Origin of the sequence: Pseudomonas putida W15Oct28, from assembly GCF_000708715.2 — a bacterium.
In the GTDB taxonomy this organism is placed as follows: domain Bacteria; phylum Pseudomonadota; class Gammaproteobacteria; order Pseudomonadales; family Pseudomonadaceae; genus Aquipseudomonas; species Aquipseudomonas putida_R.
In genome coordinates this window covers 178127-197827 of record NZ_JENB01000007.1, presented here as the reverse complement: position 1 = coordinate 197827, position 19701 = coordinate 178127, and the positions used below count along the sequence as shown (strand labels likewise).

Here is a 19701-nt window from a genome sequence, read left to right as displayed (position 1 = left end):
CAAAGGAATTGGTCTGATAACTGCCGGAAAACTGGTGGCCTTGCTGCCAGAGTTGGGTCAGGTGGATAAGAAAGAAATTGCCGCCTTGGTCGGTGTTGCGCCGTTCAACCAGGACAGCGGCAAGCAGTCGGGCAAGCGTTCAATCTGGGGGGACGCTCACAAGTCAGGCGGGCGCTCTATATGGCCTGCTGGGTGGTGATACGGCACAACAAGGACTTCTGCGAGCGTTACAAAGCACTGCGAGCCCAGGGGAAATGCGCGAAAGTATCTGTGGTGGCGTGTATGCGAGTATTGATAGTGCGGCTAAATGCGATGCTCAAGACCGGAACGCCCTGGAAGGAGCAAATAGCTCACTCGTAGGAGCAAGCCTTGCTGGCGTTGCCCGGCACAGCCGGGCCTAGGGCGCTACGCCCCCCATCGCCGGCGAGGCCAGCTTCCACAAGAAGACAGTTGCTCCCACAGGGACCGCACTGTTTTCAGGATCAGTGAGGTCATTGTGGGAGCGGGTTTACCCGCGAAGCAGGCGCCACTGTTGCATCAGGCTTACTTCACTTCGACTGCCAGGCTCTCGGCAATCTTGCTCTGCCACAGGGCAGGGCCAGTGATGTGTACCGACTCACCGTTGCTGTCTACGGCAACGGTAACCGGCATGTCCTTGACGTCGAACTCGTAGATCGCTTCCATGCCCAGCTCGGCGAAGGCCAGGACCTTCGACTTGCGGATGGCCTGGGCCACCAGGTAGGCAGCGCCACCCACGGCCATCAGGTACACGGCCTTGTTGTCCTTGATCGCTTCGATGGCGGTCGGGCCACGCTCGGACTTGCCGATCATGCCCAGCAGGCCTGTCTGCTCAAGGATCTGGCGGGTGAACTTGTCCATGCGGGTAGCGGTGGTCGGGCCGGCAGGGCCTACCACTTCGTCACCGACCGGGTCGACCGGGCCTACGTAGTAGATGAAGCGGCCTTTCAGGTCCACCGGCAGCTCTTCGCCACGGTTGAGCATTTCGACCATGCGCTTGTGCGCGGCATCGCGGCCGGTCAGCATCTTGCCGTTGAGCAGGATGGTTTCGCCCGGTTTCCAGCTGGCGACTTCTTCCGGAGTGATGTCGTCGAGGTTGACGCGGCGGGCACTTGGGCCAGCTTCCCAGACGATTTCCGGGTAGGCGTCCAGCGACGGCGCTTCCAGTTCGGCCGGGCCGGAGCCATCGAGCACGAAGTGGGCGTGACGGGTGGCGGCGCAGTTGGGGATCATGCACACCGGCAGCGACGCGGCGTGGGTCGGGTAGTCCATGATCTTGACGTCGAGCACGGTGGTCAGGCCACCCAGGCCCTGGGCACCGATGCCCAGCTGGTTGACCTTCTCGAACAGCTCCAGGCGGATTTCTTCCAGGCGGTTCTGCGGGCCACGGGCTTTCAGCTCATGGATGTCGATGGATTCCATCAACACTTCCTTGGCCATGACGGCGGCCTTCTCGGCGGTACCGCCGATGCCGATGCCGAGCATGCCAGGTGGGCACCAGCCAGCGCCCATGGTCGGGACGGTCTTCAGCACCCAGTCGACGATCGAGTCGGACGGGTTGAGCATGGCCATCTTCGACTTGTTCTCCGAGCCGCCGCCTTTGGCTGCGACATCGACCTCGACCTTGTCGCCGGGGACGATGGAGTAGTGGATCACTGCCGGGGTGTTGTCCTTGGTGTTCTTGCGGGCACCGGCCGGGTCGGCCAGGATCGAAGCGCGCAGCACGTTTTCAGGCAGGTTGTAGGCGCGACGCACACCTTCGTTGATCATGTCGTCGACGCTCAGGGTGGCGCCGTCCCAGCGTACGTCCATGCCCACGCGCACGAACACGGTGACGATACCGGTGTCCTGGCAGATCGGGCGGTGGCCGGTGGCGCACATGCGCGAGTTGATCAGGATCTGGGCGATGGAATCGCGCGCAGCAGGCGACTCTTCACGCAGATAGGCCTCGTGCATGGCCTGGATGAAATCGACGGGGTGGTAGTACGAGATGAATTGCAGGGCGTCGGCGACGCTCTGAATCAGGTCGTCTTGCTTGATCACGGTCATGCAGCGCGCTCCTCTTAAAGACGGGAACATTCATAAAGACGCTCGACGGTGCCGACCAGCATGTCGAAACGCCTTGCAAGGCGCCGGCAGGTCAGGCCGGCGGAAAAAGGCGCGGCAGTATAGCGCGCATCCGTGCCGGGCACACCTTCGGCCGGTCTGGACGATGGTCGGCAGCGGGCAGGCACTGTTCTTGCTGTCTTGCTGTCTTGCTGTCTCGCTGAAGAGATAGGATGCTTGACGGGGGCTGCTTTGCAGCCCAATCGCCGGCAAGCCAGCTCCCACAGGATTGCACCAGCCCTTCAGCTTGCACTGACCTGTGGGAGCTGGCTTGCCGGCGATTGGGCCGCATAGCGGCCCCGGCAAAATAAAAGGCCAGGAGAGATAGCTGACAATGCCCGAAATTTGCGTGGGCGAGCGCCGCTGGGCGGTGCCGACTGGCAGCAACCTGCTCGATGCCTTGAACGAGGCCGGGTTGAATGTGCCCTTCAGCTGCCGCGCCGGCAGCTGCCATGCCTGCCTGGTGCATTGCCTGGACGGGCTGCCGCTGGATGCCTTGCCAGAGGCGTTGGCGCTCGACAAGCATGCCCTGGGCTGGCGCCTGGCCTGCCAGTGCCGGGTGGTCAAAGACCTGCATGTCGCGCTGTTCGACCCGCAGCGCGATGGCGTGCCGACCCTTGTGTGTGCACTGGATTGGTTTGGCGACGTGTTGCGCCTGCGGCTACGGCCCGAGCGGGCGGTGCGTTACCAGGCGGGCCAGCATGTGGTGTTGTGGAATGGTTCGGTAGCGCGGCCTTATTCCCTGGCCAGCCTGCCGGGGGAAGATGACTTTCTGGAATTTCACATCGATTGCCGGCGCCCTGGCGCCTTTTGCGACAAGGCTCGTGGTTTGCAGGTAGGCGATGTGCTGCGCCTGGGCGAATTCAGGGGTGGTGCTTTGCACTACGAGCCGGATTGGCAGGATCGGCCGCTCTGGCTGCTGGCGGCCGGAACCGGGCTTGCGCCGTTGTGGGGCATCTTGCGTGAGGCCGTGCGACAGGGGCATCGCGGCGAGATTCGTGTGCTGCATGTGGCGCGGGACAGCGCTGGGCATTATCTGGCTGGGCCGTTGCAGGAAATGGCAGGTGTGACTGTAGAGTTGGTGCTGACGGAGCAGATGGAGGAAGCGCTGGCGGGGTTACGGCTTACGTCACGGCAGACGGTGGCGCTAGTGTGTGGGGCGCCGGGGAGTGTGGAGCGGTTTGCGCGGCGGCTGTTCATTGCCGGGGTGCCGCGGGGGCAGGTGTTTGCTGATGAGTTTGTTGAACATGTCTGATTGAGCAAGGGAGGGCTTTGCCCTCCCATCGCGACACAAGGCCGCTCCTGCAGGGGAATGCATATCCCTTGTAGGAGCGGCCTTGTGTCGCGATGGGCCGCAAAGCGGCCCCCGGGGTAGATCAGCCGACCAGCGGATCACCGACATGCAGGATCTTCATGCCGTTGGTGCCACCGATGGTGTGGTAGCTGTCACCTTTGGTCAGGATCACCCAGTCACCCTGTTCCACCAGGCCACGCTTGAGCAGTTCGTCGACTGCGGCCTGGCTTACCTTGTCGGCCGGCAGCGAGGCCGGGTCGAAGGCAATCGGGTAGACGCCGCGGAACATCGAGGCGCGAGCCTGGGTAGCGCGGTGCGGCGACAGGGCGAAGATCGGCACGTGCGAACGCAGGCGCGACATGATCAGCGGGGTGTAGCCGCTTTCGGTCAGGGCGATGATCGCCTTCACGCCCGGGAAGTGGTTGGCCGTGTACATGGCCGCCAGGGCGATGCTTTCGTCGCAACGCTCGAAGGTGGTGTGCAGGCGGTGGCTGGACTTCTGGTTGGTCGGGTGCTTTTCGGCACCTTGGCAAATCCGCGCCATGGCCTGTACGGCTTCGATCGGGTAGGAACCGGCAGCACTTTCGGCCGACAGCATCACCGCGTCGGTGTTGTCCAGCACGGCGTTGGCCACGTCGGACACTTCAGCGCGGGTCGGCATCGGGTTCTGGATCATCGACTCCATCATCTGGGTCGCCACGATCACCGCCTTGTTGTTGCGGCGGGCGTGCTGGATGATCTTTTTCTGGATGCCGATCAGCTCGGCGTCGCCGATTTCCACACCCAGGTCGCCACGGGCAACCATCACCGCGTCGGAGGCGGCGATCAGCTTGTCGAGGGTTTCGTCGTCGGCAACTGCTTCGGCGCGTTCGATCTTGGCTACCAGCCAGGCGCTGCCGCCGGCCTCGTCACGCAGCTTGCGTGCGTATTCCATGTCGCTGGCGTCACGCGGGAAGGAAACGGCCAGGTAGTCCAGGTCCATTTCTGCAGCCAGCTTGATGTCGGCCTTGTCTTTTTCGGTCAGGGCCGGCGCGGTCAGGCCGCCACCTTTACGGTTGATGCCTTTGTGGTCCGACAGCGGGCCACCGATGATCACCACGCAGTGCAGGGCGTCTGCAGTGGCGGTTTCGACGCGCATGACCACACGGCCATCGTCGAGCAGCAGTTCGTCACCGACGCCGCAGTCCTTGACCAGGTCGGGGTAGTCGATACCGACGATGTCCTGGTTGCCTTCGGTCAGCGGGTGGGCGGTGGAGAAGGTGAACTTGTCACCGATCTTCAATTCGATGCGCTTGTTGGCGAACTTGGCGATGCGGATCTTCGGACCCTGCAGGTCGCCCAGCAGCGCGACATGGCGGCCGTTCTTGGCGGCGATGTCACGGATCAGGCGGGCGCGGGCCTTGTGCTCGTCCGGGGTGCCGTGGGAGAAGTTCAGGCGTGCCACGTCCAGGCCGGCAAGGATCAGTTGCTCGATCACTTCCGGCGAGTTGCTGGCGGGGCCAAGGGTGGCGACGATTTTGGTACGGCGGATGGTCATGCACAGACTCCTATAGTGAAGCGCAGCGAAAGGCTACTCCTGAATCTCGCTGTAGTCATTGTTCCGTTGCACTACCTGCGACCAAGGCAGGGTGGCATTTGAACGGTCGGGGTATCCTTGCAAAAGCCTGTGAAGATTTGTTGGCGTTGGCCGATACACAGGCATCAAAGGAGATCCCCATGCGAGCCCTGATCGTTTTAGCCCTGGCGGCCAGCGCCGTCGGCTGCACCCGCTGGTCCATGGACCACCACCTGAACAATGCCTACCGTGCCTACGACCGTGGCGACTGCGCACGGGTCATGCTGGAGCTGTCGCAGGTCGACCGCACCAGCCGTTCGCGGCCGTTCATCCACCCAGAAGTGTCGCTGCTGCGTGGCCAGTGCCTGGAGCGCCAGGCGCTGTACGTGGATGCCGCGCAGACTTACCAGTACCTGATCCAGAAATACCCGGGCAACGAGTACGCCTATCGTGCCCGGGCACGCCTGCAGACCCTTGAAAAACTTGGCCATGCCCGCAGCGGCGAAGCGGCTGTGGCGAGCCCTGTGACGACCGCACCTTGGCGATAACACCAAGGTGTGGTTTATTTCACGAGATTTGCGGCGCGCCCTGCGCTAATCTGTAACTCAGCTGTTACAACAACCGCCAGTACCTTGTATTCCTGGCATCAGGTACGGAATACACTCGCGATCATGTTCAACAAGCGCCACATCGAACGCCATCAACTGCCTTGCGTCCTCAAGGTGTTCAACCGTTTTACCGGTCAAGAAATCGGCCAGCTGGGTAATGCCTCCGAGGATGGCTTGATGGTAATCAGCCAGCTGCCTGTGCTGGTAGGGCCCGATTACGAACTGCAATTGCGCTTGCCGCTGGTCGGCGGCGGGCATCAGTTCGTCAACCTCACCGCCAGTTGCCTGTGGTGCCGCGAAGACCAGACGCCCGGGCACTACGATTCGGGCTTCATGCTGTTGCAGGCGCCCCGCGAATTTGACGAGTTCGTGCGCTCACTGCGTGATTATTTCAGTTTCCTTCCTGCCAACGCTTCTGTCTGAGGCTGCGCTAGAATCGGGTCGACCTTGATACAGGACGACCCCGTGACCTCAAGCATTTTCTGGCACGACTACGAAACCACCGGCATCAACCCGCGTTGCGACCGGCCACTGCAGGTGGCCGGCCTGCGCACCGATTTCGACCTTAACGAAATCGACGAGCCGATCAGCCTTTATTGCCGGCCTTCCGACGACATCCTGCCGCACCCGGCGGCTTGCCTGGTGACAGGCATCACCCCGCAGTTGCTGGCCGAGCAAGGCCTGTGCGAGGCCGAGTTCATGACCCGGGTGCATGCGCAACTGGCGCAGCCGGGCACCTGTGGCGCTGGCTACAACACCCTGCGCTTCGACGATGAAGTGACCCGCTACAGTTTGTACCGTAACTTTTTCGACCCGTATGCCCGTGAGTGGCAGGGCGGCAACAGCCGCTGGGACCTGATCGACATCGTGCGGACCGCATACGCCTTGCGCCCCGACGGTATCCAGTGGCCGCAACAGGATGGGCGCACCAGCCTGCGCCTTGAACTGTTGAGCAAGGCCAACGGCATTGACCATGGGCATGCCCACGAAGCGCTTTCCGACGTGCGGGCAACCATTGCCCTGGCCCGTCTGATTCGGCAAAAACAGCCGAAGTTGTATGACTGGCTCTTCCAGTTGCGCAGCAAGCATAAAGTGATGGAACAGATTCGTTTGTTGCAGCCACTGGTGCATATATCCGGACGCTTCTCGGCGGCGCGTAATTACCTGGGTGTCGTATTGCCATTAGCCTGGCACCCGCGTAATCGCAATGCGTTGATCGTCTGCGACTTGCATCAGGAATCCCTACCGTTACTAAGGGAAAGTGCTGAGGTTCTACGCCAGCGCTTGTATACCCGTCACGATGCCCTGGCCGAGGGTGAATTACCGGTGCCGCTCAAATTGGTGCAGATCAATCGCTGCCCGGTACTGGCGCCACTGTCGGTATTGCGCCCGGCCGATCAACAACGGCTGGGCCTCGACTTGACGTTGTTACAATTGCGCGGCGAACAGTTGGCTAATCAACAGGCGCAATGGCAAGACAAGCTGGAGCACATCTACGCCAAGGATGACTTCGCCCCGAGTGATGACCCGGAACAACAGTTGTATGACGGTTTTGTAGGGGACCGCGACCGCCGTTTATGTGAGCAAGTGCGTACGCTGGAACCCGCGCAGTTGGGCCGTGGGCAGTGGATGTTCGATGACCCGCGCTTACCGGAATTGCTGTTCCGCTATCGGGCGCGCAACTTCCCTGAAACCTTGACCCGTGAAGAACGCCAGCGCTGGTATGGCTTCTGTCAGCAGCGCCTGAGTGACCCGCAGTGGGGAGCACCCAATACGCTGGGCGACTTCGAGCAGGCGCGTCAGCAGGTCTGGGAAGGCGCTGACGAGGCTGGCCGCCGCGTGCTGGAGGCTTGGCAAATGCATGCCCGGCAATTGCAGGCTCAATTTGCAATTGGCTGACAGCGGCGCAAACAAAAACGCCGGCAATGTGCCGGCGTTTTTGTTGCGATAAGCAAAAGGCAAATGCGGACAATTAGTCCAGCAGGGTTGCCCAGCTCTCAACCACATCGCCACCCCAAGTGGCTTTCCACTCTTTCAGGGTCTTGTGGTTGCCGCCTTTGGTTTCGATCACTTCACCGTTGTGCGGGTTTTTGTACTGCTTGACCTTGCGGGCACGTTTGGTGGCAGTAGGCTTGACCGCGCCGCGAGGTGCTTTGCTCAGTTTCGACTCTGGGTCGAGCAGGGCAATCACGTCGCGCAGCGACTTGGAGTACTCGCCCATCAGCGTGCGCAGTTTGCCTTCGAACTCCAGTTCTTTCTTCAGCTTGTCATCCTGCGACAGGTTGGCCAGGCGGGCCTGAAGTTCCTTGATGGCTTCTTCGGTAGCGCGGTACTCGTTGATCAGGGACATGGAGTGTTCCTTTAATGCGTGTTCAGAAATGTGTGGGGCAATAATAGACAGGCCATACTCGCAAGTAAACATGATATTCCGCGATTAACTGTTAATTAAGCTGTGACAACATTTCTCTACGTGAACAAAAATTTACTTACAAACGCTGCATTTCGTCATGTCTGTCAGACATTGCCTGCGCTGCGTATGCTGACCTCATAGGCCATCGCGGCTGCGATCAATACTGCGTTTTTTCTGGCGGGCCGCTAGAATAGGCGCCTTTGCGAAGTTCTGGAGTCTCATTCATGCGCACCTATCGTCTGGTGATCGCCTGCCCCGACCGTGTAGGCATCGTGGCGAAAGTCAGTAATTTCCTGGCCTTGTACAATGGCTGGATCAACGAAGCCAGCCACCACTCTGACGAGCAGAGCGGTTGGTTCTTCATGCGTCATGAAATCCGCGCCGAATCGCTGCCGTTCGGTATCGAAGCCTTCCGCGAGGCGTTTGCGCCGATCGCCGAAGAGTTCTCCATGACCTGGCGCGTTACCGACTCGGCGCAGAAAAAGCGAGTGGTACTGATGGCCAGCCGCGAGTCGCACTGCCTGGCCGACCTGCTGCACCGCTGGCACACCGATGAACTGGATTGCGAGATCCCTTGCGTGATTTCCAACCACGACGACCTGCGCAGCATGGTCGAGTGGCATGGCATTCCGTTCTTCCACGTGCCGGTCGACCCCAAGGACAAGGCACCGGCCTTTGCCGAAGTGTCGCGCCTGGTCCAGGAGCACGCCGCCGACGTGGTAGTGCTGGCCCGTTACATGCAAATCCTGCCGCCGCAACTGTGCCGGGACTATGCTGAAAAGGTGATCAACATCCACCACAGCTTCCTGCCGTCGTTCGTCGGTGCCAAGCCTTACCACCAGGCCTCCCTGCGTGGTGTGAAGCTGATCGGCGCGACTTGCCACTACGTCACTGAAGAGCTGGACGCCGGCCCGATCATCGAGCAGGACGTGGTGCGTGTCAGCCATGCCGACAGCATCGAGGACATGGTCCGCTTTGGTCGTGATGTGGAGAAGATGGTGCTGGCCCGTGGCCTGCGTTATCACCTGGAAGACCGGGTGCTGGTGCATGGCAACAAGACTGTGGTGTTCGACTGACACCAATAGGTTGGTTGTGAGATTCTGGGGCTGCTGCGCAGCCCAATCGCGACGCAAGGCCGCTCCCACAAAGGCACGGCGTACACCGCCCCATGTGGGAGCGGCCTTGTGTCGCGATGGGGCGCAAAGCGCCCCCGGCAATCTAGAAGGGAGCACCAATGGCCAAACAACGCAACACCCCCACCGCCTCACCGCCACCCACCCTCGGCGAAGGCTGCCTGGCCCGCTACGACCCCGACGCCCTGGATGACACCGACGGCACCGACTTCCCCGGCGCTGCCGAACTCTGGCAACAGCTCAACCCGCCTGACGCCGCCAGCGCTCCAGCAACGGACGCGCCAGCAGGCACACGAACACCGGCCCACCCGCCAGCAGATAAAAGTAGTAAGTAACCGCCCGCCATATCAGGATCGCCGCCGCAGCGGTCGAACTGCCCACCAATGGCGTCAGCAGGCTGGCCGAGGTCAGCTCGGCGGCACCAGCGCCCCCTGGCAGCAGGCTGAACTGGCCGGCACTGAGCGACAGCATCTGCACCAGAAAGCTGGGGATCCACGCCAGGTCCACGCCCAACCCTCTCAATACCAGATACAACACGCTGTAACGCAAGCCCCAGTGTGCGCAGGTCAGGGTGAACACCAGGCCCAGCGTGCGCTTGGGCAGCTGCCAGGTCTGCGCCAGCGCGTGCACGAAGTGCAGCAGTTTGCGTGCCCAGCGGCGTTTGCGCTGCTGGCTCATGCCCAGGCGCCGCAGCAGCCTGCCGTTCAGGCGCATCACCTGGCGGCGGTAGCGCAGCAACCCGACTACCCCGGCCAGTGCTGTGCACAGTAGCAGCGCACTGCCCAGCAACATGCTTTCCTGGCTGCGGCCCAGGCTGTGGAACAGCGCGTAGGCGGCTATTGCCACCATTGCGCAGAAGAAGAACACCAGGTCGTTCAGTTGGTCCATGGCAAATACAGCGCCGCTGCGTGCCGGGCCGATGCGATCACGCGCCAGCAGGGCCATGAGGGTCAAAGGCCCGCCGCTGCCGCCGGGGGTAGTGCAGATGGCAAACTCGGTGGCCATTACCACGCCCAGGCTACGCAGGTGCCCAAGCCTTGCACCTTGCTGGCCGAGCAACAGGCGCAGGCGGATGGCGTTGATGGCCCAGCACAGCAGGATCATGCCCAGCAAGGTGAGCATCAGCACAGGGTCGAAGCGTTGCAGCCTCGGCAGCAGCTCACTGCCACCGAGCAGGATCGGCACCAGCACGGCAGCGAGCAGTGCCAGGCCCAGCCAGGCCAGGCGGTTCATACGTTGGCCTTGCGGTCCAGCCAGGCCGACTTGGTCAGTGGCTCGCGGCCTTGAGCCAGCAGGCTGCGCAAGGTGTTCAGCCAGTAGTCACGGGAGGTGCGGTGGCGCATGTCCACCGGGTGCAGGCCCAGGCGCAGGGTTTCGGCGTCGCGCCAACGGCGGCATTGCCAGTCGCACAGCACCCTGGAAAGGCCTCGGCGCCAGGCACTGCGGGCACTCCATACCAGGCCCGGCGCTTCGATCGCGGTGAAGTCCGGCAAGCGGTACAGGTGCTGCGGCGTACTGGTGTAACGCAGCGGCAGGCGGCGCAGGGCCTGGCGGGTGCCTTCGCTCATCAGCCAGGCCGGCGCGACAAAGCCGGCTACAGGCCAGCCCTGCTGATTGAAGAGTGCCAGGCCGCGCTCCAGCCGTTGCAGGGCCTGTTGCTGGTCGAGGCTGTAGAACTCACCTTCGTGGGTATACAGGCGGCGCATGAAGTATTCGCCCGGCGTGCGGGGCGGCGGGCCGTTGTCGGCATGGTAGTAACCGTGCAGGACCAGTTCGTCGCCCTGGGCCAGGCGCCGGTCAAGCAGGCGGCAGAAGGTGGGTGAACGCAGCAGCAGGTTGCGCTGGTGAAAGTCCGGCACCACCAGCCAGGTCATGGGGACGCCGCCGAGGGCGTCTATGGCCTCGACGAAGGGTTGGTAGTCTGGCCAGGTCTCGGGCGCGACATCGTGCAGCACCAGCATCAGGCTGCGGGATGCCGGCCGTGCCTCAGCCATGGGCACGGGCCTGCGGCGGGTGGCCGAGCACGGCCTGGTAGTGCTGCAGCAGGCCGCAGACCACGTTGTCCCATGAATAGTGCTGCTCGACGTGGCGGCGGGCCTGCGCCCCTAGTATGCGTACCCCGGCCTCGAACGCCTCGTGTACGGCCGCCGCCATGGCTCGGCCATCGTTGGGCCGGCACAGGCGGCCGCACTGTTCGTTGACGATCTCGCCGAAGGCACCGGCGCGCACGGCTACCACGGGGGTGGCGCTGGCCATCGCTTCGAGTATGACCAGGCCGAAGGTTTCCTGGTCTCCGGCGTGCACCAGCAAGTCGGCGCTGGCCAACAGCCGGGCAACTTCCGGGGCCGGGCAGAAATGGTCGATCACGCTGACGTTGCGCGGCACGTTGGCCGGCATGTTCGAGCCCAGCAGCAGCAGGTGATAGGGGCTACCCAGCTGCTGCATGCAGTCGAGCAGCACGGGCAGGTTCTTTTCCCGCGAGCCTCGGCCGGCATAGATCAGCAGGCGGCTGGTGTCGGCAATGCCCAGTTCCGCGCGCAGGTGAGGGTCGCGCTGGTCAGGGTTGAAGGTGGCCAGGTCCACGCCCAGGCGCTGCACATGCACATCGCGAACGCCCAGGCGGCGCAGTTTGTCGGCCATTACCTGGCTGGGCGCCAGCACCCGGTCGAAATTGCCGTACAGCTTGCTGACATACGCCTCGACATTGGGTGTGAACCAGTTGCCCATGCGGTTGCTGACCAGCAACGGCAGGTCGGAATGGTAGAAACCGATCACCGGCACATCGAGTTGGCGCCGTGCCTCCAGCGCCGCCCAGGCGGTGAGGTAGGGGTCGCCGACTTCGATCAGGTCGGGCTTGAGCCGGCGCAGCTCACTGCACCAGGGGGCCAGGCGTACCGGGAAGCGGTAACCCTTGCCGAATGGCAGCGGCGGGGCGGGCACCTGGTAGATGCCATCGGCGTGCTGTGCACTGGCACCGGGGATCAGCAGGCTGTGGCGTACGCCGTGAATGGCGTCGAGGCGGCGGTGTTTGGCATCAAGATAGGTACGTACGCCGCCGCTGGCCGGGGCGTAGAACATGGTGATGTCGGCGATGTGCACGATCAGCATCCCTCCGGGATCAGCTTCGGGTCTGTCATCCGGCGGTAATTGCCGGCGATGACGCGCCTAAAGGTGGACCTTTCAGAAGGATAGTTTGTTCGATCGAGGTTTGGCGGCTTTGGGCTGGAGAGTGGTGTTGGTTTCTTCGCGGGCACGCCCGCTCCCACAGAGGCTGCACAGACCTTGAGGTTTGTGTGATCCCCTGTGGGAGCGGGCGTGCCCGCGAATCAGGCGACGCGGTCTGTCTTAGATGCGGAAGCTGCCTACCAGCTGCTTCAGGCGGCCGGCCTGTTGCTCAAGGTCCGAGCAGGCGCGCAGGGTGGCTTGCAGGTTCTCCACGCCCTCCTGGTTGAGCATGTTGATTTCGTTGATGTCCATGTTGATCGCCTCGACCACGGCGGTCTGCTCTTCGGTGGCGGTGGCCACTGACTGGTTCATGCCGTCGATCTCGCCGATGCGCACGGTAACGCTGTCCAGCCGCTCACCGGCCTGGTTGGCGATCTGCACGCTGTCCTGGCTGTGGCGCTGGCTCTGGTCCATGGTCTCGACCGACTCGCGGGCACCCACCTGCAGTTCTTCGATCATGGTCTGCACTTGCTGCGCCGATTCCTGGGTGCGGTGCGCCAGGTTGCGTACTTCGTCGGCTACCACGGCAAAGCCGCGGCCGGCTTCACCGGCACGGGCCGCTTCGATGGCGGCGTTCAGCGCCAGCAGGTTGGTCTGCTGGGAAATGCTGGTGATCACTTCGAGGATCTGGCCAATGTTGACGGTCTTGTTGTTCAGGGTCTCGATGTGCGCGCTGGAGGTGACGATCAGGTCGGACAGGCGGTTCATCGCCGCAATGTTGCGCTCGACCACCTGTTGCCCCTCTTCGGCCAGCAGGCGAGCCGAACTGGCATGCTGCGACGCCTGGGCAGCGTTGCCGGCGATTTCCTGGGCGGCGGCGCCCAGTTCGTTGATGGCGGCGGCCACGCTGTTGGTGCGGTTGGACTGTTCGTCAGAGTTGGTCATCGACGAGTTCGAGGCGCTGATGACACGCAGGGCCACTTCGTTGACCTGCTCGGTGGCCGAGGACACTTCGCTGATCGAGCTGTGAATGCGCTCGACGAAACGGTTGAAGGCGGTGCCCAGGATGCCGAACTCGTCGTGGTTGTGAATACGCAGGCGTTTGGTCAGGTCGCCTTCACCCTCGGCGATGTCTTCCATGGCGCGAGTCATGGTGTGCAGCGGCTGCATCAGCACGCTGATCAGCAGGCCGAGCAGGCCGATGATGATCACCACCGCCACCACCGTGGCGATCACCGCCGAGGTGCGGAAGGTGCTGAGCATCGAGAAGGCCTTGTCCTTGTCTACCGACAGGCCGATGTACCAGTTGGCCGAAGGCAGGCCGGTGATCGGGGTGAAGGTCAGCAGGCGGGCCTGGCCTTCGCTTTGCACTTCGGTCAGCTCGCCAGACAATTTCGGCGTGTGCTGCGGGAACAGGTCCGACAGCGACTTCATCACCAGGTCTTTGTCAGGGTGCACCAGGACCTTGCCCTGGTCGTTGACCAGGAAGGCGTAGCCCATGCCGCCGAAGTTCAGCGAATTGATGATCTGCACCAGGCCGTCCAGGGCCAGGTCGCCACCGACCACGCCGACACTGCTGGAAACCTTGCTGAGGATGCCAATGACCATCTTGTTGGTGGTCATGTCGATGTACGGTTCGGTCAGGGTCGCGCCGGCGGCGTTCATGCCGTCCTTGTACCAGGGGCGGGTGCGCGGGTCGTAGCCATCGGGCATTTTTGCGTCCGGGCGCACGCTGAAGCCGCCGTCCACCTTGCCCAGGTAAACGGTGAGGAAGCTGGAAATGAGCGCATTCTGGCCCATCAGGGTTTCGGCGTTGGTGGGGTCCTGGGCAATGTTCTGTGCCAGGTTTTCAACCAGCTTGATACGGCCGTCGAACAGGTTGCGGATGTTGGTCGAAGTGGAGGCGCCCATTTCAGCCAGATAGTTTTCCAGGTCCTCGCGGATCGCATTACGCTGGAGGTAATCGTTGTAGAGCGTGAACAGGCTGAAGGCGAGTATCACGATCAATGATGCTGCCAAAAGAATCTTGTGGCTGAAACGAAGGCTTTTGTTCATGGCGTAATCGGTTCCGCTAAGGTGTTATATCAGGCGTTCGCACGGGTGGAGCCGCAAAGCAGTGCAACATCCCGAAAAGTCCCTTTTCGGTTGTTCCTCTCTAATTAAGGCGAATATCACCCAAAGGTATCGGCCGAATTAAGGTAAAGCTTGAGCAGAGGATTACAGAGATGTCGGAAACATCGACCATAGTTGTAGGTGCTGGCCCAGATGGCCAGCCAGTCGGGCAAGCGATGCGGCTGGCCAACCGCCATGGCCTGGTGGCGGGCGCGACGGGTACCGGCAAGACCGTGACCTTGCAGCACCTGGCGGAAGTGTTCAGCGACGCAGGGGTTGCCGTATTCGCGGCCGATGTAAAAGGTGACTTGTGCGGCCTGGGTGCTGCCGGCGCGCCGCAGGGCAAGGTGGCGGAGCGAATCGCCGGCATGCCCTGGCTCGGGCACACGCCCCAGGCTTACCCGGTAAGCCTGTGGGACATCGCCGGGCAGTCCGGCCACCCGCTGCGCACTACCCTCAGTGAAATGGGGCCGTTGCTGCTGGGCAACCTGCTGGAGCTGACCGACAGCCAGCAAGCGGCGCTGTATGCGGCCTTCAAGGTGGCCGACCGTGAGGGCCTGTTGCTGCTGGACCTCAAGGACCTCAAGGCGTTGCTCGCGCACCTGAAGGACAACCCGCAACTGCTGGGTGAAGACAGCGCACTGATGACCACGGCCTCCACCCAGGCGTTGCTGCGGCGGCTGGCGACCCTGGAGCAGCAGGGCGCCGAGGCGCTGTTCGGCGAGCCGGCATTGCAGCTCGAAGACCTGCTGCGGCCGGGCGCGGATGGCCGTGGGCGCATCCACCTGCTTGACGCCAGCCGGCTGGTGCATGAGGCGCCCAAGGTATACGCCACCTTCCTGCTGTGGCTGCTGGCCGAGCTGTTCGAGCAGTTGCCCGAGCGTGGAGATGCCGACAAGCCGGTGCTGGCCTTGTTCTTCGATGAAGCGCACTTGCTGTTCAACGGTACGCCCAAAGCGCTGCAGGACCGCCTGGAGCAGGTTGTGCGGCTGATCCGCTCCAAGGGCGTGGGGGTGTACTTCGTCACCCAGTCACCGGGTGACTTGCCGGATGCGGTGCTGGCCCAGTTGGGTTTGCGCATTCAGCATGGCCTGCGGGCGTTTACCGCCAAGGAGCAGAAGTCGCTGAGGGCGGTGGCCGATGGCTTTCGCCCGAACCCCGCGTTCGAAACCTTGGCGGTGCTGACCGAACTGGGGATTGGCGAGGCGTTGGTGGGGACACTGGAAGAGAAGGGTACGCCTGCCATGGTGCAGCGGGTGCTGATTGCGCCGCCGCAGTCGCGTATCGGGCCGTTGAGTGCGGCCGAGCGCAGTGCGCTGATTGCCGCTTCGCCGCTGGCGGGGCGCTATGACAAGCCGGTAGACCGTGAGTCGGCCTATGAAATGCTGACCCAGCGCAAGGGCGAGGCGGTGGAGCCAGCCCCGCAGCCGAAGGCGGGCGAGGAGAGCTTTGCCGACAAGGCCGGTGATTTCTTGCAAAGTGCGGCGGGGCAGGCGATCAAATCGGCCGTGCGACAGGCCGCCAACCAGTTGGGGCGCCAGCTGGTGCGCGGGCTGATGGGGTCGTTGCTGGGGGGCAAGAAAAGATAGTTCTCCTGTACCGGCCCTTTCGCGGGCAAGCCCGCTCCCACAGAGTACGCGTTCCTTGTGGGAGCGGGCTTGCCCGCGAAGAGGCCAGAGCAGGCAATCACCCATGAAAAAGGCGCCCTTGGGCGCCTTTTTTCATTGCGGTACCACTCAGCCAATGGCTTTGGATGCCAGCCAGAACAGGCCGGCTGCCAGGCCCATCGAGGCCGGCAGGGTCAGGATCCAGGCCAGCAGGATGGTCTTCACCGTGCCGCCTTGCAGGCCGCTTTTGTTGGCGACCATGGTGCCGGCCACGCCGGACGACAGCACGTGGGTGGTCGATACCGGCAGGGCGAACACGTTGGCCATGCCGATGGCGCAGGCCGCGGTGATCTGTGCCGACATGCCCTGGGCATAGGTCATGCCCTGCTTGCCGATCTTCTCGCCAACGGTCAGTACCACACGCTTCCAGCCAACCATGGTACCCAGGCCCAAGGCCAGGGCGACGGCCACGATCACCCAGAACGGTGCGTATTCGGTAGTGGCGGTCAGGTCTTTGCGCAGTTTTTCCAGGTCTGCCTTTTCACGGGCGTCGAGGCCTGGCAGCTTGCCAACCTTCTTCGCGGTGTCGTCCAGGCACAGCAGGTAGCGACGCACTTCAACGCGCTTGTCAGCATCCAGGCTGTGGTAGTCGGTCACGCCCTGAAGCGAGGATTGCAGCGCGGCGATGGTCGGCTCGGTCTGCTGCGGGTTGCAGCTGAACTGCTCTGGCAGGTCGTTGGACTTGGCCTTGCCCAGTGCCAGGAACTCGCCAAGGGTGGCGGCGTTGCGCTGGTAGAACTGGCTCATGTGCAGGGTAGCGTCGCGGGTACGCTCGATCTGGTAGGTGGTGCTGTTCAGGTCGAGGACGAACTTGGCCGGGACAATACCGATCAGCACCAGCATGATCAGGCCGATGCCTTTCTGGCCGTCGTTGGAACCGTGCACGAAGCTCACGCCCATGGCCGAAACCACCAGGACCATGCGGTTCCAGAATGGTGGGTGCTTCTTGTCGTCGAGCTTGCGGCGCTGGTCGGGGGTCTTGTGCATCTTCGACAGCGGGCGCCACCACTTCAGGCCGATCAGCACCAGGGCTGCAACGGCGAAGCCGGCCATTGGCGAGACCACCAGCGACATGGCGATGTCGATCGCCTTCTGCCAGTTGACGCCATCGGCCAGCGGGATGTCGTTGATCAGGGCGTTGGCCAGGCCGACACCGAGAATGGAGCCGATCAGCGTGTGCGAGCTGGAGGCGGGGATGCCAAAGTACCAGGTGCCCAGGTTCCAGGTGATGGCCGCAGCCAGCAACGAGAAGACCATGGCCAGGCCGTGTCCGGTGTTCACATTGATCAGCAGCTCTACCGGCAGCAGGTGCACGATGGCATAGGCCACCCCGACACCGCCCAGCAGAACGCCAAGGAAGTTGAACACGCCGGAGAAGAACACGGCGAGGTGCGGCGGCATGGCTTTGGTATAGATGACGGTAGCTACCGCGTTGGCGGTGTCATGAAAGCCATTGATGAACTCGAAGGCGAGTACGAAGGTCAAGGCGAGCAGCAGGCTCACCAACACCCAGGCATCCAGTCCGCTGAATAAATCGATCATGAAGGTTGTCTGGCGGGTATAGGGGGGCGGGATTATGCCAGAAAACCTTGGCAATCGATGCACCTGCTACAGACCGATGGCAATCTTCATGGGGTGAGCGCGCGGTGCACGTAGGGGCGTCGAGGCAGGGAAATATCGGCTAAAAAGCGCAAAGCCTGGCGAAATCAGGCAGAAAAGCGAAGAAATGGCCGATTCGCCACCATTCAAACGGGCGTATGAAATTTGTGTAATTCCATTTCATCTTCGGTCAGATGGTAAAGATCGACCGCGCCCGGGCTGGCCGGGCGACGACGCGCTGGCGTGGTCCCGGGTCAGGGATTGTCGCTGCGCAGTTCCTTTTCAATGCGTTCCAGTTCCTGGTTGAACGCCTGGTCGCGCACGCTGGCACGTTTGCGCCAAGGTTTGCGTTCCGGATCCGGTTGTGCGGCGTAAGTGGTGACTTCACCACCGTAAACATCCTTGTAACGTTCAGCCTGGCGCTCGAGTTCTGCGCGCAGTTCATCTTTCGTCACATGCAGTACCTGAATTAGTGTGATGACTGTTGTTATGCGTTGTGCAGCATGCACATGCCTTGCTGGCCGCAACGGCTAGATACAGCGGAAGGTTCCATTACTACGCTAGCGTCGCGGCCTGCGCAATCGATTATAGCAACCGATAATTCGCCGAACATCGTTATTTACCCAGCCCTGACATCATCTGACGCAAGTAGTGGCAGGTGTCGGCAAACAGTTTCGACGTTTCGTACAAGTTTGAAAGGCAACGCGGATAAAAGTTCGCTGCAATGCCGGGGCGAGGCCCGAATGAAAAACGGCCTCGCCAAAAGGCGAGGCCGTTGCCTGGGGACTTCTACGGTGGGTACCTGACCAGTCTCTCCAAAGAAGCCACAAGTGGCAGGGGAAAGGTATAAGCAAAAGTGTCAGCGGTCAATTGCGATTATCGGCCGTTTGTTCGATAATCGCACGAACGGGCGTTTTTTTTGAGGTGTGCGATGAGTGACGAAACCCTGGTCAACGATCCGGTCAATCCAGAGCCGGTGCGACCCGCTTCGGCCGCCATGGCGCCGCCGATCGTGGCTTCCCCGGCCAAGCGTATCCAGGCGTTTACCGGCGATCCAGACTTCATGACCTCCCTGGCACGTGGCCTGGCCGTGATCCAGGCCTTCCAGGAGCGCAAGCGCCACCTGACCATCGCCCAGATCAGCCACCGCACCGAAATTCCTCGCGCAGCGGTGCGCCGTTGCCTGCACACGCTGATCAAGCTGGGTTACGCCACCTCCGACGGGCGTACCTATTCGCTGCTGCCCAAAGTATTGACGCTGGGGCATGCCTATCTGTCGTCGACGCCGCTGGCGATTTCTGCCCAGCCATATCTGGACCGTATCAGTGACCAGTTGCACGAGGCGGCCAACATGGCCACGCTTGAAGGCGACGACATTCTTTATATAGCCCGTTCGGCCACGGTGGAGCGGCTGATATCGGTCGACCTGTCGGTGGGTGGGCGCCTGCCGGCCTATTGCACATCGATGGGGCGCATCCTGCTGGCGGCCATGGACGACACCAGCCTGCGTGAGTACCTGGAGCGTGCCGACCTGAAGGCGCGCACCAGCCGTACCCTGCATGACGCTGAGTCACTGTTCGCCTGCATCCAGCAGGTGCGTGCCCAGGGCTGGTGCGTGGTGGACCAGGAACTGGAGCAAGGGCTGCGTTCGATTGCCGTGCCGATCTATGACGCGTCGGGTCAGGTATTGGCGGCGTTGAACGTGAGCACCCATGTGGGTCGGGTGACGCGTAGCGAGCTGGAGCAGCGTTTCCTGCCGATCTTGCTGGCGGCCAGCCGTGACCTTTGCCATCAGCTGTTTGGTTGAGATTGCCGGGGCCGCAAATCGGCCCCAAATTAGAACAGGCAAAACCGTTTCCTGTGCGATAAACGCACAGTGTCGTTCCGGGTGAATTGCTTCACCTGCGCCCGCTGATTAATGTCTCTCGCAACGGTCGGCTATGCCGACCGAACAAGAAAAACACAAGAGGCACTTACCCATGAATACTGTCCACTTACTGCTGCGGCCGCACCCGCACGCAGTACCGTTGTATC

15 protein-coding genes and 3 pseudogenes are annotated in these 19701 nt (G+C 62.3%); 8 read left to right on the top strand and 10 right to left on the bottom strand.

Annotation, left to right across the window (positions count from 1 at the left end; all coding sequences use genetic code 11):
• Nucleotides 1-360, top strand: a pseudogene (locus AK81_RS30745) (transposase); the annotation flags it as partial.
• Between the two features lie 183 nt (nucleotides 361-543).
• On the opposite strand, the gene AK81_RS06960 reads toward AK81_RS30745, so the two are convergent.
• The gene (locus tag AK81_RS06960; RefSeq protein ID WP_016498103.1) at nucleotides 544-2067 is read right to left on the bottom strand and encodes a fumarate hydratase; all 1524 of its coding nucleotides are present in this window, start codon (nucleotides 2065-2067) and stop codon (nucleotides 544-546) included.
• A gap of 391 nt (nucleotides 2068-2458) precedes the next feature.
• Between AK81_RS06960 and AK81_RS06955 the strand changes: the two genes are divergently transcribed.
• On the top strand, nucleotides 2459-3379 hold the full coding sequence (locus tag AK81_RS06955) for an iron-sulfur-binding ferredoxin reductase (protein WP_043197787.1): 921 nt from the start codon (nucleotides 2459-2461) through the stop codon (nucleotides 3377-3379).
• Between the two features lie 121 nt (nucleotides 3380-3500).
• On the opposite strand, the gene pyk is transcribed toward AK81_RS06955, so the two are convergent.
• A complete protein-coding gene (pyk, locus tag AK81_RS06950; RefSeq protein WP_043197785.1) occupies nucleotides 3501-4955 on the bottom strand; it encodes a pyruvate kinase in 1455 nt (484 codons plus the stop codon).
• Between the two features lie 179 nt (nucleotides 4956-5134).
• Here pyk and AK81_RS06945 point away from each other — a divergent pair, with 179 nt between their 5' ends.
• The 3 genes from AK81_RS06945 (at nucleotide 5135) to sbcB (ending at nucleotide 7480) form a co-directional block, all read left to right on the top strand.
• The gene (locus tag AK81_RS06945; protein WP_043197783.1) at nucleotides 5135-5521 is read left to right on the top strand and encodes a tetratricopeptide repeat protein; all 387 of its coding nucleotides are present in this window, start codon (nucleotides 5135-5137) and stop codon (nucleotides 5519-5521) included.
• Nucleotides 5522-5644: 123 nt separating this feature from the next.
• On the top strand, nucleotides 5645-6004 hold the full coding sequence (locus AK81_RS06940) for a PilZ domain-containing protein (RefSeq protein WP_016498107.1): 360 nt from the start codon (nucleotides 5645-5647) through the stop codon (nucleotides 6002-6004).
• A 42-nt stretch (nucleotides 6005-6046) separates the two neighbouring features.
• The gene (sbcB, locus tag AK81_RS06935) at nucleotides 6047-7480 is read left to right on the top strand and encodes an exodeoxyribonuclease I (protein WP_043197782.1); all 1434 of its coding nucleotides are present in this window, start codon (nucleotides 6047-6049) and stop codon (nucleotides 7478-7480) included.
• Nucleotides 7481-7553: 73 nt separating this feature from the next.
• Here the strand turns inward: sbcB and mvaT are convergent, their stop codons facing one another.
• On the bottom strand, nucleotides 7554-7931 hold the full coding sequence (gene mvaT / locus AK81_RS06930) for a histone-like nucleoid-structuring protein MvaT (protein WP_016498109.1): 378 nt from the start codon (nucleotides 7929-7931) through the stop codon (nucleotides 7554-7556).
• A gap of 284 nt (nucleotides 7932-8215) precedes the next feature.
• Here mvaT and purU point away from each other — a divergent pair, with 284 nt between their 5' ends.
• Entirely contained in the window at nucleotides 8216-9067 is an 852-nt protein-coding gene (gene purU, locus AK81_RS06925) for a formyltetrahydrofolate deformylase (RefSeq protein ID WP_043197780.1), read from the top strand.
• Between the two features lie 297 nt (nucleotides 9068-9364).
• Here the strand turns inward: purU and AK81_RS06920 are convergent, their stop codons facing one another.
• The 5 genes and pseudogenes from AK81_RS06920 to AK81_RS30735 form a co-directional block, all read right to left on the bottom strand.
• A complete protein-coding gene (locus AK81_RS06920; RefSeq protein WP_043197779.1) occupies nucleotides 9365-10357 on the bottom strand; it encodes a lysylphosphatidylglycerol synthase transmembrane domain-containing protein in 993 nt (330 codons plus the stop codon).
• Nucleotides 10354-11118 carry a DUF2334 domain-containing protein gene (locus tag AK81_RS06915; protein WP_043197778.1) on the bottom strand — a complete coding sequence of 255 codons (765 nt, stop codon included), beginning with the start codon at nucleotides 11116-11118 and terminating at the stop codon, nucleotides 10354-10356. Before AK81_RS06915 ends, AK81_RS06920 begins: the two co-directional genes overlap by 4 nt.
• Complete coding sequence (locus AK81_RS06910) at nucleotides 11111-12232, bottom strand: glycosyltransferase family 4 protein (protein WP_043197776.1); 1122 nt, start codon at nucleotides 12230-12232, stop codon at nucleotides 11111-11113. Before AK81_RS06910 ends, AK81_RS06915 begins: the two co-directional genes overlap by 8 nt.
• Before the next feature lie 237 nt (nucleotides 12233-12469).
• Nucleotides 12470-13066 (bottom strand): annotated as a pseudogene (locus tag AK81_RS30740) (methyl-accepting chemotaxis protein); the annotation flags it as partial.
• 261 nt (nucleotides 13067-13327) lie between these two features.
• A pseudogene (locus AK81_RS30735) lies at nucleotides 13328-14344 on the bottom strand (cache domain-containing protein); the annotation flags it as partial.
• Between the two features lie 170 nt (nucleotides 14345-14514).
• Here AK81_RS30735 and AK81_RS06900 point away from each other — a divergent pair.
• Nucleotides 14515-15990, top strand: a complete 1476-nt coding sequence (locus tag AK81_RS06900; RefSeq protein ID WP_043197773.1) for a helicase HerA-like domain-containing protein — start codon at nucleotides 14515-14517, stop codon at nucleotides 15988-15990.
• A 147-nt stretch (nucleotides 15991-16137) separates the two neighbouring features.
• Here the strand turns inward: AK81_RS06900 and AK81_RS06895 are convergent, their stop codons facing one another.
• Together AK81_RS06895 and AK81_RS06890 are read right to left on the bottom strand one after the other, a co-directional pair.
• Nucleotides 16138-17610, bottom strand: coding sequence for an inorganic phosphate transporter (locus tag AK81_RS06895; protein ID WP_043197772.1), 1473 nt, complete (start codon nucleotides 17608-17610; stop codon nucleotides 16138-16140).
• Nucleotides 17611-17921: 311 nt separating this feature from the next.
• The gene (locus AK81_RS06890) at nucleotides 17922-18122 is read right to left on the bottom strand and encodes a hypothetical protein (protein WP_016488886.1); all 201 of its coding nucleotides are present in this window, start codon (nucleotides 18120-18122) and stop codon (nucleotides 17922-17924) included.
• A 476-nt stretch (nucleotides 18123-18598) separates the two neighbouring features.
• On the opposite strand from AK81_RS06890, the gene pcaR reads away from it, so the two are divergent.
• Nucleotides 18599-19474, top strand: a complete 876-nt coding sequence (gene pcaR / locus AK81_RS06885; RefSeq protein ID WP_050491847.1) for a pca regulon transcriptional regulator PcaR — start codon at nucleotides 18599-18601, stop codon at nucleotides 19472-19474.
• Nucleotides 19475-19701: the final 227 nt, after the last annotated feature.